Annotated in this window: 18 protein-coding genes; 5 read left to right on the top strand and 13 right to left on the bottom strand. The window is 43.0% G+C overall.

Features of this window, described 5'->3' with window-relative positions; translation table 11 throughout:
* Positions 1–7 precede the first annotated feature (7 nt).
* The 4 genes from AC3IT7_RS09935 to AC3IT7_RS09920 all read left to right on the top strand — a co-directional run bounded on the left by AC3IT7_RS09935 (position 8) and on the right by AC3IT7_RS09920 (position 4,975).
* Complete coding sequence (locus AC3IT7_RS09935) at positions 8–811, top strand: DUF817 family protein (RefSeq protein WP_489248354.1); 804 nt, start codon at positions 8–10, stop codon at positions 809–811.
* 143 nt (positions 812–954) lie between these two features.
* On the top strand, positions 955–1,425 hold the full coding sequence (locus AC3IT7_RS09930) for a DUF3015 family protein (protein WP_489248353.1): 471 nt from the start codon (positions 955–957) through the stop codon (positions 1,423–1,425).
* A 77-nt stretch (positions 1,426–1,502) separates the two neighbouring features.
* The gene (locus tag AC3IT7_RS09925; protein WP_489248352.1) at positions 1,503–3,389 is read left to right on the top strand and encodes an Lnb N-terminal periplasmic domain-containing protein; all 1,887 of its coding nucleotides are present in this window, start codon (positions 1,503–1,505) and stop codon (positions 3,387–3,389) included.
* Positions 3,390–3,574: 185 nt separating this feature from the next.
* Positions 3,575–4,975 (top strand): diguanylate cyclase, encoded by a 1,401-nt coding sequence (locus AC3IT7_RS09920; RefSeq protein ID WP_489248351.1) that lies wholly within the window; start codon positions 3,575–3,577, stop codon positions 4,973–4,975.
* 3 nt (positions 4,976–4,978) lie between these two features.
* Here AC3IT7_RS09920 and AC3IT7_RS09915 read toward each other — a convergent pair whose 3' ends face one another.
* From AC3IT7_RS09915 to AC3IT7_RS09900, 4 genes are all read right to left on the bottom strand, one after another.
* A complete protein-coding gene (locus AC3IT7_RS09915; RefSeq protein WP_489248350.1) occupies positions 4,979–5,536 on the bottom strand; it encodes a DUF4385 domain-containing protein in 558 nt (185 codons plus the stop codon).
* A gap of 115 nt (positions 5,537–5,651) precedes the next feature.
* Positions 5,652–6,089 (bottom strand): hypothetical protein, encoded by a 438-nt coding sequence (locus AC3IT7_RS09910; RefSeq protein WP_489248349.1) that lies wholly within the window; start codon positions 6,087–6,089, stop codon positions 5,652–5,654.
* A gap of 332 nt (positions 6,090–6,421) precedes the next feature.
* Positions 6,422–6,970: a GTP cyclohydrolase I FolE gene (gene folE, locus AC3IT7_RS09905; RefSeq protein WP_475654087.1), complete on the bottom strand. Its 549-nt coding sequence runs from the start codon at positions 6,968–6,970 to the stop codon at positions 6,422–6,424.
* Between the two features lie 93 nt (positions 6,971–7,063).
* On the bottom strand, positions 7,064–7,747 hold the full coding sequence (locus AC3IT7_RS09900) for a Smr/MutS family protein (protein WP_489248348.1): 684 nt from the start codon (positions 7,745–7,747) through the stop codon (positions 7,064–7,066).
* 268 nt (positions 7,748–8,015) lie between these two features.
* On the opposite strand from AC3IT7_RS09900, the gene AC3IT7_RS09895 reads away from it, so the two are divergent.
* Complete coding sequence (locus AC3IT7_RS09895; RefSeq protein WP_489248347.1) at positions 8,016–8,444, top strand: GFA family protein; 429 nt, start codon at positions 8,016–8,018, stop codon at positions 8,442–8,444.
* 147 nt (positions 8,445–8,591) lie between these two features.
* Here AC3IT7_RS09895 and trpC read toward each other — a convergent pair whose 3' ends face one another.
* From trpC to AC3IT7_RS09850, 9 genes are all read right to left on the bottom strand, one after another.
* Entirely contained in the window at positions 8,592–9,398 is an 807-nt protein-coding gene (gene trpC, locus AC3IT7_RS09890; protein ID WP_489248346.1) for an indole-3-glycerol phosphate synthase TrpC, read from the bottom strand.
* A gap of 20 nt (positions 9,399–9,418) precedes the next feature.
* Positions 9,419–10,465 carry an anthranilate phosphoribosyltransferase gene (gene trpD, locus AC3IT7_RS09885; protein WP_489248345.1) on the bottom strand — a complete coding sequence of 349 codons (1,047 nt, stop codon included), beginning with the start codon at positions 10,463–10,465 and terminating at the stop codon, positions 9,419–9,421.
* 9 nt (positions 10,466–10,474) lie between these two features.
* Positions 10,475–11,059, bottom strand: a complete 585-nt coding sequence (locus tag AC3IT7_RS09880) for an anthranilate synthase component II (protein WP_489248344.1) — start codon at positions 11,057–11,059, stop codon at positions 10,475–10,477.
* Between the two features lie 118 nt (positions 11,060–11,177).
* Positions 11,178–11,447 (bottom strand): helix-turn-helix transcriptional regulator, encoded by a 270-nt coding sequence (locus AC3IT7_RS09875; RefSeq protein WP_489248343.1) that lies wholly within the window; start codon positions 11,445–11,447, stop codon positions 11,178–11,180.
* The gene (locus AC3IT7_RS09870) at positions 11,448–11,768 is read right to left on the bottom strand and encodes a hypothetical protein (RefSeq protein ID WP_489248342.1); all 321 of its coding nucleotides are present in this window, start codon (positions 11,766–11,768) and stop codon (positions 11,448–11,450) included.
* Positions 11,761–11,997: a hypothetical protein gene (locus tag AC3IT7_RS09865; protein WP_489248341.1), complete on the bottom strand. Its 237-nt coding sequence runs from the start codon at positions 11,995–11,997 to the stop codon at positions 11,761–11,763. Before AC3IT7_RS09865 ends, AC3IT7_RS09870 begins: the two co-directional genes overlap by 8 nt.
* On the bottom strand, positions 11,990–12,361 hold the full coding sequence (locus AC3IT7_RS09860) for a hypothetical protein (protein WP_489248340.1): 372 nt from the start codon (positions 12,359–12,361) through the stop codon (positions 11,990–11,992). The genes AC3IT7_RS09865 and AC3IT7_RS09860 overlap by 8 nt, the downstream gene beginning before the upstream one ends.
* Positions 12,361–12,597, bottom strand: coding sequence for a hypothetical protein (locus tag AC3IT7_RS09855; RefSeq protein ID WP_489248339.1), 237 nt, complete (start codon positions 12,595–12,597; stop codon positions 12,361–12,363). Before AC3IT7_RS09855 ends, AC3IT7_RS09860 begins: the two co-directional genes overlap by 1 nt.
* Entirely contained in the window at positions 12,597–12,839 is a 243-nt protein-coding gene (locus AC3IT7_RS09850; RefSeq protein ID WP_489248338.1) for a hypothetical protein, read from the bottom strand. Before AC3IT7_RS09850 ends, AC3IT7_RS09855 begins: the two co-directional genes overlap by 1 nt.
* Positions 12,840–12,895: the final 56 nt, after the last annotated feature.

Below are 12,895 nucleotides of genomic sequence, written 5' to 3'. Positions count from 1 at the left end.
GTAAACCTTGATCGATCTATTCAAATCAGGGTTTGAGTTTAGCTATAAGGCAGCTTCGGCTGCCTTATTTGGGATTCTGCTCCTGCTGGCTTTTGCCCTTACTGCGTCCATGGGCAGCGATCTCTTTTACGGTTTTTACCGTTATGACTATCTGTTATTTTTTGCCCTGCTGATTCAGGTGGTGCTGCTATATACCAGGCTGGAGTCCTGGGCAGAAGCCAAAGTGATTGCGCTGTTCCATCTCATGGCCATGGTGATGGAAATCTTCCTGACCCATCCGGCGATTGCATCCTGGCATTATCCGCAGCCGGCAATCTTTAAAATTCTGACCGTGCCTTTATTTGCCGGCTTTATGTATTCTGCGGTCGGCAGTTTTTTTGCGCGCTCCCTGCGTTTATATCAGGTCTCATTTGAAAAATTGCCGCGCTTTAGCCATATGCTGACTTTGGCAGTGTTGTCTTATATCAACTTTATGAGCAAGTTTTTTATTCCAGATTACCGCATGCTTTTATTTGTCTGGAGCGTGCTAATGTTCTGGAAAACTAAAATTCGCTTTCAGTTGAATCGGCATGCTTTTCAGTTGCCGATGTTACCGATTTTGCTGCTACTGGCCTTTATCATCTGGATTGCCGAGAACATCAGTACCTTCTATCAGATCTGGCTCTATCCAAGTCAGATTGAACAATGGCATATGGTGGGCTGGGGCAAACTCGGTTCCTGGTATTTGTTGTTATTGCTGAGTCTGGTGCTGGTGTTGAAGATCCTGGGACAGCGTAATTCGCAAGGCAACTGGACGCTCAGACAGCAGTAAAATCTCTCCGGTTATGTTTATGTAAAGCATACATTTTTTCGATTGCGCCAAACTTGACTTATCGCTACTCTGCTGAGTATGTAATTTAAATTACATTATTAGAGTAATAACAAAGATTGCATGAGAATAACTGGAGAATAACGATGTTGAAAAAAATTATGCTGGCGGCAGTATTAGCGACTGGTTCAAGTATGGCCATGGCTGACCGAGATGTCGGTTGTGGTATCGGAAGCCAGGTATGGGCAGGGCAGACGGGTATTATTCCTAAACTTTTAGCTGGTACCACCAACGTTCTTTTCACGAATCAATGGCTTGGGATTACATTTGGTACTTTAGGCTGTAGCCAGGGCGGGACAGTGACTGCTCAAGTGGTGACCTTTACCAATGAAAATGCTGAAGCATTGGCACGTGACATGGCAGTTGGCGAAGGTGAAAGCCTGAATGTACTGGCTGAACTGCTGAAGATTAAATCTGAAGACAAAGGCCGTTTCTTTAGTGTTTCCAAACAGAATTTTGCTGAAATTTATTCTGAGCAAAACCAGAATACACTTCAAGTTCTAAGCTCATTACAAACGGTGATGGCCAAAGATGAAGTATTGAAATCTTACATCTGATCCGCACTTTGAAAACCCTGCTATTCTGGCAGGGTTTTCTTATGACTCAAAGAAATTTACGAGAATAAGTTAACTGAATGAAATATGCGTTCTTCATGTTGGGACTGGCCTTCAGCCCCTTAAGTTTTGCAAGCGAAATTAATCCAGATATCCAGCATTATCTTGATCAGGCTGAAAGCAAAGGTCTGGATCAGAGCATCACCTGGCAGCGTCTGATGTATGCCAATTCGAAAGGCCAAAGCGAAGTCGATTATTCAGGCTATTTTCTGGCAGAACAGGGCAAGAGCAATTTAAAAAAAGAAATACAGCATAATATTCAGGCTTTATTCTCGACTGCAGCACCGAATCAGTCCGTGCGCTGTAAGTTTCCGGCCCGCAGCAGCTGGTTAATGCAGCAGCTGGATATTTCCGAACAGCAATTGCCTGAAGTGAGCTGTCCCGAGTTTGATCAATGGATTGCTGAGGTCAAGCCTTATCAGGCCACGCTGATTTATGCCACAGACTTTATGGGCAATCCCAGCTCGATGTTCGGGCATACCTTATTGCGTCTGGATCCCAAAGATCAGCAACAGCTCAACCTGATTTCCTATGCAGTCAACTATGCAGCAACTGTCGATGGCAATGACAACTGGTCCTTTGCCTGGAAAGGACTGACCGGGCAGTATCCGGGTGAATACTCCTTGATGCCCTATTATCGCAAGGTCAAAGAATATGGCGACTTTGAAAGTCGGGATTTGTGGGAATATGAATTAAATTTAACTCCGCAAGAGACCCAGTTTCTGGTGCAGCATCTTTGGGAAATGCAAAAGGTGAGTTTCCCTTATTATTTTATTAATGATAATTGTGCTTATCGCCTGTTGGGGCTATTCGATCTGGTGCGTCCGGAACTGAATTTACAGCAACAGTTTAATTCGACTGCAATTCCAATCGAAACCTTAAAAGTGGTGGAACAGCAGGGCCTGATCAAACAGAAAGTGTATCGTCCGGCTCTGGAAACGCAGTTGCTAGCGCAGTCCAGACAACATGGTAAAGCTTTGGCAAAAACTGCGCATCAGCTCGCTTATGCGGAAACAGTCGAAATGCCTGCGATCTTGCAAGCTTATCCGGCAGAGGATCAGGCTAAAATTCTGGAAATGGCCTATGATCATTTGTATCTGGATTTTCTGCGCCAAAAGATAGATGAGCCTTTTGCCCAGCCACGTTTTCGCAAGTTGCTGGGTTTAAGAAGCCAGCTGGATATCGAGAAACAGCGCGCAGCACCTCAGCGGCCGCAAACAGATCCAGTACAAAGCCATCATGCGCGCAATATCAGTATTCAGGCCGGACAGGTTCAGGGCGAATCCGTTGTTCAGCTTGGACAGCGGCAGGCCTATCATGATTTGATCGATCCACAGGGTGGTTTGCGTACGGGGACACAACTGCTGTTTCTGGATGGGGCATTACAATATCGTGACAGTGAACTCAAACTGGAACATCTGGAGCTGCTGGCAGTCAATTCCTATAATCCGATTAATCCATTTAATACACCCTTATCTTGGGGTTTTAATCTGGGCTGGAAACAGGAAGCATTAGATAGCCATGGTCAGTTTAGTGAAGAGCAACAGCATGGCGTCGCCAGTTTAAAAACCCAAGTGGGCTATAGCTGGGCAAATGCGAGCCGCGAACATTTATGTTATGCACAAATGCAAAGTCATGTGCAGGCGGGCAAGGCACTTGATCAGGGCTGGCGCGTGGGTGCAGGGCCGACCTTGGGTTGTCAAAATATCTGGAATGATCAGATCAACAGTCTGGTACAAGTAGAACTGCCTTACTGGGAAGATTCACATCGCTGGCATCTAAAGCTGAATACCCAATTTCAGTATGCATTTACGGCACAAAATGCAATTCGCCTGTCATGGGAATATCAGCAGCAACAGGATCAAGACTGGGATCAATGGAGTCTGGGTCTGATCCGTTATTTTTAATATCATTTAGAGTAAAGATGCACTCCATATCAGTACTTTAATGATTTGCTCATCCCGCTTTTTGTGTGAAAAATCGATCAGCCTGATCAAAATAATCTTAGCGATATATCAGTTAAATTTTTTTAATTTTGTTATATTTGTCACATAATGTTAATACAAATTGCAATATTTGGGGAATAGGCTGTATGAATAATGAATGCATGGCAATGCTGGCCGAACAATGGAAGCAGATTTGTCAGAATTATTCATCAGATGACCTGTTACATGCCTTTCAGTTCATTCAAGATCATTCTCAGGTACTGGTTGAAGAATTCTATAAAAATATGCTGCTCGAACAAGAATCGGCACATTTTTTAACCGATGAGCTGGTACAAAAACGTTTACGCAATACCCTGATTCAATGGTTATCAGAAAGTTTCAGTGTGCCAATCAATAAGCGCTATGTCGAAGCAGTGCAAAAACAGAATATCGTGGGACATGTACATGCGCGCGTGGGTATTCCATCCTGGCTGATCATGCGCGGCATCCGTGAAATTGAGCGTAAAATGTTTGAATTGCTGAGCCTGAACCCCCAGCCAAACATGCTGACAACCTGTAGCTATATTATCCAAATCATGGGCTTTGCCACTGAAATCATGTGCCGTTCTTATGAAGCCAAAACCGCCATGAATCAGGAAATCAAACACAGTTACCGGGTTTTTTCTGCAATGCAGGATGTGGCGGTACAAAAAGATAAACAGCGCAGCTCACTGCTGGACTGGGAAAATGAACTGATGTTCAAGGTCTTTTCTGGTCATATCGGCTTGAAGCATCCGATGCTATCCAAGTCTGAATTTGGTTTATGGTTCATACACAAAGCCTCCTATGCCTTTACCGGTTCCGATCAGGTCGACCTGATTATTGAACGGATTTACCAAGTAGATGCACTTAATCAGGCCATGCTAAACTGTACTGATAAAAATAATGCGCTGGGCTTAATTCAGCAAATTCGTGACTTCAATCGTGAGATCCAACTGCTGGTCGATCAGTTATTTCAGGTTGCAGAATATATTGAATCAGGCAATGATTCATTGACCCAACTCTTAAATCGCCGTTATTTAAATACGGTGATTTCCCGTGAAATCACTTTTTCCCGCAAAAATCATACGCCCTTGTCTTTACTGGCCATAGATGCCGATTTCTTTAAAAGCATCAACGATAAATTTGGCCATACGGCAGGGGATTTGGCGCTTAAATTTATTGCAGAAGCATTGCAAAAATACAGTCAGGGCAGTGATTATGCATTCCGGATTGGTGGTGAAGAGTTCTTATTGTTGTTAGTCGACACGGATCAGCAACGTGCCTTGAATATTGCTGAAAGTATTCGCAAATATGTTGAAAATGGCATGATTAACACGACGCAAGGACAACAGTTTACAATCACCATCAGTATCGGATGTGCTCTATATGATGGACATCCGGATTATCAGAGATTTTTGGATGCTGCAGATACGGCATTATATATGGCAAAAAATACCGGCCGTAACCGGGTCTACATGGCACAGCAGCCTATGATGCCGGCAGGACACTCACTTACTCAAAAATAGAAATTAACCGGTGATCTGTTGCTGAATAAAGGCCTGAAATTTTTCCTTTTGCCGAATATATTCGGGATGATTTTTAGCATCATCCCATTTTTGTTTGAAAATTTTGGCAGCCGCGGCTTTAACCGGATCTTCCTGACTGCGTGGCAGTTCTGAACGGCCATGTGCACCGCTTAAGCCTTTTTTATCTGCGGGAACTGGCCCGTCATATTTTTTACCGCCTTTATGATTGGCATAACGGCGGGCACGGGTATAACCCATCTGTAAAAACTTGCGTGCCATGTCCGCGCCGATAAAGTCCTCTTGTTCTAGATAATCTAAGAAAAGTTGATAAATCTGGTCACTGCTGGCTTGGGCTTTTTCTGCATCTGCAAAGCGCCAGTGAGGCAGAATTTCCGACTTATAAGGCTCAACCAGTAATACGCCTTGTTCTCCCCGGCCAATTCGATACAATTCAGGTCGTTTGCGGAAATCAATTTTTTCGAAGTCCAGAGAGTAATCAAAACTCTTTGACACTACACGTGACTGACGTTTGGGGGGTGATTTTTTAGCTGCTAAAGTCATATCTGGCCTTGGACGTATGGGTACTCACACTGCATAACTGATCCGATCAAAGCATAAAAATATTTTAAAATTGAATATCAAGATTTAGAGAAGCCCCGATCATGGGGCTTGGCTGTTACTTGGATTTTTTAGAACTGCTCTTCGAGGTTTTGGCCTTGTCAGACTTGCTTTTGGATGAACTGCTCGACTGCTTTTTGGCAGGAGCCGATTTTTTTGAAGAAGATTTTTTCTCCTTGCTAGCGTCATCTTTGCTCTTGTTGCTGCTTTTTGCTTTAGCAGGTTTTTTCGCTGTAGATGTTTTCTGGTCTTTGGCTTTGTCACTGCCTTTAGTGCTGGCGCTTTTCTTCGCCTTCACTTTTTCATCTTTGCTGGCATTGTCTTTCTTAGATGATGCCGCTTTAGATTTAGTGCTTTCAGCTTTTTTAGTGACTTTGCGATCACTGTCCTTGTCACTGCCTTTGTTCGACTTCTTCACTTTTTCATCTTGAGTCTTTTTAGTCGTTTTTGCAGATTTCTTGCCGTCTTTTGCCTGGTTATTTTTGCTATTCGCCATGATTAGTTTCCTTATCATTAAAAATCAATCAGAAAGATATACAGCACCTTGCTATATATCGACTTCAATTCACTGTAAGGCAGGCGTGAGCGGATTAAAACTTTATCATGTATCTAAATGTAGGCTTGTTGCAAAGATAAGCAGATATTGTTTGGTTTCAGGTATAAGCAATGCAAACTGAGTCCATATTTGCGATTCAATTATGAACTCTGGCTGAGTAAATAGAGAAGAAATCATATTTAAAAAGATTTAAATTAATAAAGCTGGCAACTAGACATTAAAAAACCCCGAATAATCGGGGCTTTGATTTATTTACTATAAAAGCTAAAGGCTTAATAGCTTTCTGGAACCGCACTTAAAAATTCACGACGCGTTTCTTTATTGGTTTTGAATTCACCAATAAATGATACGGTACGTGTGGTCGATTCCTGCTTGCCGACACCACGCATCATCATGCACATATGTGCAGAATCAATCATCACTGCAACACCACGTGCTTTAGTAACTTCGGCAATTGCTTCGGCAATCTGCTGGGTCAGGTTTTCCTGAATTTGCAAACGGCGTGCAAACATCTCAGTAATACGGGCAAATTTGGATAAACCCAGTACATGACCTTCTGGCAAATAGGCAATATGTACGCGGCCATGGAATGGCAGTAAGTGATGCTCACATAGCGAATAAAATTCGATGTTTTTGACCAGCACCATTTCATGGTTGTCAGAAGGGAAGACTGCCTTGTTGGTCACTTCTTCAAGTGTCTGGCTATAACCCGAGGTTAAATATGAAAATGCTTTCGCAGCACGCATAGGCGTATCTTTGAGACCAGGGCGATTGATATCTTCACCAACGGCAGTAAGAATGTTTGCGTAGGATTGCTGCATAGTCATATGACGTATTCACTTAAACTGAGAATGAACAAGGACGGCATTGTAGCAGAAAACTTTCGCAATGCCTTGTTTTGAGGCGAAAACCGTTTACTGTTTGAACTTTGGATTTTTTTCTGCACGTTTCAGCAGAACCAGAACCGCACCGGTACCGCCTTGCTTTTCAGGCGCACTGACAAAAGCCAGCACATCACGATGCTGACGCAGCCATCCGTTGACATAGGTTTTTAAAATGGCTTCCGGGCCTTTACCATGCACGATCTTGATCACGTTCTGGTTTTCATCTTTGGCGATCTGGATAATCTGTAGTACAGCCTGACGAGCCTCTTCCACGGTACAGCCATGCAGATCCACAGCCTCAAACCAGCGTAAATTACCGGCTTTCAGATCTTCGAAAACTTTATGCTGTAAAGTTGCAATCCGGTAGCTTAGGGTTGCCTGACTGCCCACCGGGTTAAGCATGGCCTGTGTATCCGATAAGGCCATGGCATCGGTTTCCATGGGTCCAGTCGCTGCCGCGCGCTTTGCCAGAATTTGTGCATCCGGTTTTTTCTTGCGTGGTTTGTCTAACTGAACGGTATTTCCCGATTCAATTTTTTGTACGCCCTGCATTTGCTTGCGGAATAATTCGAGTTCTTCTAAAGCTTCTTGCTCGACAGTCTTTTCAACAGGTGCAGCCACCACCGCAGGCGTGTGCGGTTTAGAAATTTGCTTCTTTAAAGATTTCAGCAGGTTGTACTGATCTTTAGATAATGAAGAATCGTGTTTACTCATAGTGTAAAAACAAGGGAGATGCGGAATTTAATAGAATTATAGTCTGAAAATAGCTAAAGGAGAACTGAATTGCGTTCAGCCCACGCAATCAAAATATTCAAGCTATAAAAGTATAACTATATTATGGCAAAACCAGACTATTGATCTTGCTGAAAAATAAAGTTGAGGATTTATTTTCCCATTGATGAATTAATTATAGATTAAGCTGTTGCTTGAGCGATAAATCTCTTTTTAAATATAAAGCACATCATGAATAGAAATAAAAAACATGCAGTATGCCGGAAGCTGCTTATGCGGCAAGATTCGTTTTGCAGTCAAGACGGATATTCATACTTTGTATCACTGTCATTGTAGTTTGTGTCGCAAGCAGAGTGGTACTGCGAGTAATGCAGCAACTTTAGTCAATACTCAATATTTTGCATGGATTGCAGGGGAATCCTGGATTTCTCATTATCAGAAACAGACAGGATTTCGTTCCGATTTTTGTCAGTCTTGTGGCTCACCTGTTCCGAACCAGGTCGGAAGCAGTTCATTGATGTGGATTCCATTGGGGCTCTTAGATGCCTCAGCACAGATTCAATATAAAATGAGTTTTTGTCTAAACTCTAAAACAGCTTGGGCAGAAAATATTCAGGTCGATGAGCGCCATGCAGAACTGCCGGACTTTGCAACATTAAAAGCGTATTTTTACCGCTAGATAAGAAATGAAACCGGTTCATCCCTGGCTTAAAGATGACAATAAACAGCACAAGCTGAATCTTGATTTCTGATCATGGTTATGTAGAAGAAAAAAAAGCCCAATCTTGAGACTGGGCTTTTCAATTTTAGATCAGTGTTTTACAACTTAAACTGCTTCAGGCTTACCAAACAGATCACGGAAAGCATGATCCGGGCGTGGCTGTTTCATAAAGCTTTCACCAACCAGGAAGGCATGAATGTCATGTTCCTGCATCATGGCCACATCGGCAGGTGTCGCGATTCCGCTTTCAGTCACCAGCAAACGTGAAGGATTGAGTAATTTCTTTAAACGAATCGAGGTATCTAAATTGACATCGAAAGTTTTTAAATTACGGTTATTCACACCCAATAAGCAGCGATCTGAAAGTTGCAGTGCACGCTCAAGTTCAGCTTCATCATGCACTTCAACTAAAACATCCAGATGATGCTCAAAAGCGGTCTTGGACATTTCTTCCAGTTGCTGATCTGACAAACATGCCACGATCAGTAAAATACAGTCGGCATGCAAGGCGCGAGCTTCGATGACACCATAAGGATCGATCAAAAAGTCTTTACGTAGCGCAGGTAAATCACAATTTGAACGGGCAATTTGAATGTTCTCGTCATGACCCTGGAAAAAGTCGACATCAGTCAGTACCGATAAGCAGGCTGCACCTGCTTCCTGGTATTGTGCCGCAATTTCCGCAGGGTCAAAGTTCTCGCGAATAATCCCTTTGGAAGGCGAGGCTTTTTTGATTTCAGCAATGACGCCCGGACGTTTCGACATTAAGGACTGGGCAAAACCACGCACAGGCGATGCAGCTTGTGCTAGTTCTTCCAGATCCTTATAGCTTTTTTGCTTTAAACGTAGTGCAAATTCTTCTGTTTTACGGTCAACAATTTTGCCTAAAATTGTATTTGCGATATCCACCATGATCAAAATTCCTGACCGAATTAAGCTTCGTATTGTTTAATGGTTTTGGTAAATTCAGACAGCACACTCATTTTTTCCAGTGCCTGACCGCCATAAATAATGTCATGCGCAAGTGCAACCCCATGTTTATAGCTGCTGGTCAAACCTGAAACATAAATACCTGCACCCGCATTCAGGGCAATCATATTGGCCGCTTTATCGCCGATTTCTGATTTGTTCTTGCCTAGGGCATCCTTGATCAATGCCAGGCTCTGTGCCGAATCCTGTACAACGAGACCGGTCAAGGTTTGTGACTGGACATCTACCGATTCCGGGGTAATTTCCCATTCAGTCACTTCACCATTTTTTAGTTCAGCCACGTAAGTAGATGACGCAATGCTAATTTCGTCCAGACCATCACGTGAATGTACCACCATCACATGTTCAGCACCGAGCTGTTTCATGACTTCTGCAATCGGACGGCACAGCTCATTGGAAAATACGCCAATCACCAGGCGATTGACACCTGCCGGATTGGTCAGCGGGCCGAGTAAATTAAAAATACTGCGAATACCCAATTCTTTACGCGGGCCAATTGCGTACTTCATTGCCGTATGATGATTCGGGGCAAACAGGAAACCGACGCCGACATCACGGATACAGCGCTCGGTTTGCTGCATGTTCAGGTCAAGATTGATTCCGGCCTGTTCCAGCAAGTCAGAAGATCCCGATTTGGTGGAAACGCCACGGTTACCATGTTTGGCAATGGTGGCACCGGCTGCTGCAATTACAAAAGCAGAAGCGGTAGAAACATTAAACAGGTTTTGACCATCACCGCCTGTACCGACGATATCGACCAGATACGGAATATCACTCACATCAATTTTGGTGGCAAGCTCACGCATGACCCGTGCAGCTGCAGTAATTTCATCAATACTTTCGCCTTTAAGGCGTAAACCCATGAGCAGCGCACCAATCTGGGCATCTGTGGTTTCACCTGACATGATGGCACGCATCACATCTTGCATTTGTTCCTGGGTCAGGTGAATGTTTTTGGTAATATTGCTTAAAGCTTGTTGAATATTCATAAGGTGTTCTTAGGCATAAATTTCGAGAAAGTTTTTAAAGATTTGATGACCATGCTGGCTCAGGATCGATTCAGGATGGAACTGCACGCCTTCGACTGGCAATGTCTTATGTTTCACGCCCATAATTTCCTCCATAGAGCCATCTGCTTCATTGGTCCAGCAGGTGACTTCCAGACACTCAGGCAAGGTAGCTTGATCAATCACCAGGGAATGATAGCGCGTTGCAGGGAAGGGTGAAGGAAGATTGCTGAAAATCCCGGTATCGCTATGGTACATATCGGACAGACGGCCATGCATCACCCGTTTGGCACGTATGATATCGCCGCCAAATGCCTGACCAATACTCTGGTGACCAAGACAAACGCCCAATAAGGGAATTTTTCCAGAAAAATGCTGAATCGCAGGAATTGAAATGCCTGCTTCACTTGGCGAGCATGGGCCAGGACCAATGACTAAATACTTCGGTTGCCATCGCTCTATATCTTCCAATGTCACGGCATCATTACGGACTACTTTTACTTCTTGATTCAGTTCGCCAAAATATTGCACGATGTTATAAGTAAAGGAGTCATAGTTGTCGACCATGAGAAGCATATCGCATGTAACCTCTTGAAAATTATGAAAATGAGTATCTTTGTTTTTAATCGTTACTCACTATGTTACTCACTTTATAGAAAGTGACTGATTTTACAGGCATTAAAAAGCCGCTCAATCAAGCGGCTACTTTACCAGTTTTTGAATGCCTTGTGACAACTTCGTTCACATAACTATTTAGATAGTAACTTCGTGGACCATCTTTGCTTGGCTGGTCAATTTCTCCCTTTTTAATGCGGTCATATAAAGTCGGCTCACTCATGTTCATGCGTTTCGCAAATTCCTTGATACTCACTCGGCGCTCATCCTGATTTGCCATTGCTCTTTTAAGCTCCTGCATTTCATCAAAAATGGCTTGGAGTAGATTATGCTCAGATTCAGCTCTCATCTAAGACACCTCCTTTAAGCTTTGAACTACTGATTCCGGCAAGTCGTGCTTTGCGATATATGACGACAACATGTGGTAATATAGGTCAGCATTTGAATCATTAATTTCCAAAATAATACCTGTACCATTTCTTACACGCTGCCAAGTCGTTACCGTCAAACCCTTAACCAGATTTGAATGCAAGTGATGCGACTCACTCGCAATGTGATAAAGAGCACCAGTTTCACCAGCATCTAAAACCAAATTAAAAGGCTTCTCTTTGTACAATTCATCAATGATGAAGTTGGCCACAGCAATGTTTGTTTGTTGAATTTCAGTCATTGGCTTGTTCCTTATGCTCAGTGCGAATATCAACACCACAAAAAGGGCAGTGATTTAAAGCAACGCGATTCTTCTTAAATCGACCCGCTACGATCTGAAGGCGGGCAGAATTTATTTCACGGTGGCTCATGCGCTGTGCTTGAATATCACCATATTCATTGCGGGTGACTTCACTTAAGGCATCACACATATTCAGCCAGTTGCCAGTATTTACGCATTTATCAGTCATTGGCTGGCTCCTGAGCGGCTGAAATCATGGCTATATAAGCGCATGCAAGATCACTATTACCAAAACAACCGCCATCCAATGGAAAGTAGAACCCGTCCATTCCTGTTTCAATCATTGATTGCGTCGGCTGCTTTGGCACCAAAACAAATCCCTCCGGCACCGCTTGGGCTCTGGCCTCACGTTTTGCATACAATTCGCCAAGTTTCATAGCTTTAGTGACCAAGTCTTCAAGTTTCTCTTCCGACTCATTACTCATAAAGTTTTTTTCAGCAATTTCCGCTTTAAGCTCATCAATTTGACAATCCAAAGCATGGGCTGCAAATTCCAATTCATTTATTTCTACTGTGTGTTTCTGAATATCCATCACACCACCTTCCCATTTTTAATTAGTGTCTTCCCATCCTTTAATGCTTGAAGTTCTTTTTCAGTGAAAAAGTAGATAAGATTTTCAGGGATGATTACAGGGCCGTTTTCTGTAAGCTTCATTGTGCAATTTGCATATCTATTAACTTTGATTAAGCCGTTTTTTCTTGCACCCATTTGATACAAGCCAGCCTTTTTAAGCTTTTGTGCGCTTGCTGTGAATTTTGCTAATACCATCACGCCACCTTTACATCTAAATAATCAGGGTTATCCAAGTGTTCTTCATATTCATCAAATAGCACCTGGCATGCTGCATTGCCTGTTAAATCACTTTTCAAAAACACATAACTCAATGCCTTTCGTGTACCTTTGCCTGAAAATGTCGAACTGCCATCTGCAAGTTCATTTTTGGTATAACCCAATTTTTCTAACCACAATTTAAAGCCGACTTCATGCTTCTTTTTAATTCTGAAGATCATCTGTACCCCCAGGTGTTTGCAAAATTTCGTAGGCAATCATCCATACCGAATAGGTT

This window comes from Acinetobacter sp. KH_038 (assembly GCF_057839405.1).
This window is presented reverse-complemented; position numbering and strand designations above follow the sequence as displayed.

Excerpts from the sequence above, each read along its gene's own strand:
- AC3IT7_RS09930 (WP_489248353.1), top strand. The coding sequence starts at position 955 with ATGTTGAAAAAAATTATGCTGGCGGCAGTATTAGCGACTGGTTCAAGT.
- AC3IT7_RS09850 (WP_489248338.1), bottom strand. The coding sequence starts at position 12,839 with ATGATCTTCAGAATTAAAAAGAAGCATGAAGTCGGCTTTAAATTGTGG.
- AC3IT7_RS09900 (WP_489248348.1), bottom strand. The coding sequence starts at position 7,747 with ATGAGTAAACACGATTCTTCATTATCTAAAGATCAGTACAACCTGCTG.
- AC3IT7_RS09920 (WP_489248351.1), top strand. The coding sequence starts at position 3,575 with ATGAATAATGAATGCATGGCAATGCTGGCCGAACAATGGAAGCAGATT.
- trpD (WP_489248345.1), bottom strand. The coding sequence starts at position 10,465 with ATGAATATTCAACAAGCTTTAAGCAATATTACCAAAAACATTCACCTG.
- AC3IT7_RS09865 (WP_489248341.1), bottom strand. The coding sequence starts at position 11,997 with ATGACTGATAAATGCGTAAATACTGGCAACTGGCTGAATATGTGTGAT.
- AC3IT7_RS09915 (WP_489248350.1), bottom strand. The coding sequence starts at position 5,536 with ATGACTTTAGCAGCTAAAAAATCACCCCCCAAACGTCAGTCACGTGTA.
- AC3IT7_RS09855 (WP_489248339.1), bottom strand. The coding sequence starts at position 12,597 with ATGGTATTAGCAAAATTCACAGCAAGCGCACAAAAGCTTAAAAAGGCT.
- trpC (WP_489248346.1), bottom strand. The coding sequence starts at position 9,398 with ATGGTGGATATCGCAAATACAATTTTAGGCAAAATTGTTGACCGTAAA.
- AC3IT7_RS09860 (WP_489248340.1), bottom strand. The coding sequence starts at position 12,361 with ATGGATATTCAGAAACACACAGTAGAAATAAATGAATTGGAATTTGCA.
- AC3IT7_RS09880 (WP_489248344.1), bottom strand. The coding sequence starts at position 11,059 with ATGCTTCTCATGGTCGACAACTATGACTCCTTTACTTATAACATCGTG.
- AC3IT7_RS09910 (WP_489248349.1), bottom strand. The coding sequence starts at position 6,089 with ATGGCGAATAGCAAAAATAACCAGGCAAAAGACGGCAAGAAATCTGCA.
- folE (WP_475654087.1), bottom strand. The coding sequence starts at position 6,970 with ATGCAGCAATCCTACGCAAACATTCTTACTGCCGTTGGTGAAGATATC.
- AC3IT7_RS09925 (WP_489248352.1), top strand. The coding sequence starts at position 1,503 with ATGAAATATGCGTTCTTCATGTTGGGACTGGCCTTCAGCCCCTTAAGT.
- AC3IT7_RS09875 (WP_489248343.1), bottom strand. The coding sequence starts at position 11,447 with ATGAGAGCTGAATCTGAGCATAATCTACTCCAAGCCATTTTTGATGAA.
- AC3IT7_RS09870 (WP_489248342.1), bottom strand. The coding sequence starts at position 11,768 with ATGACTGAAATTCAACAAACAAACATTGCTGTGGCCAACTTCATCATT.
- AC3IT7_RS09895 (WP_489248347.1), top strand. The coding sequence starts at position 8,016 with ATGCAGTATGCCGGAAGCTGCTTATGCGGCAAGATTCGTTTTGCAGTC.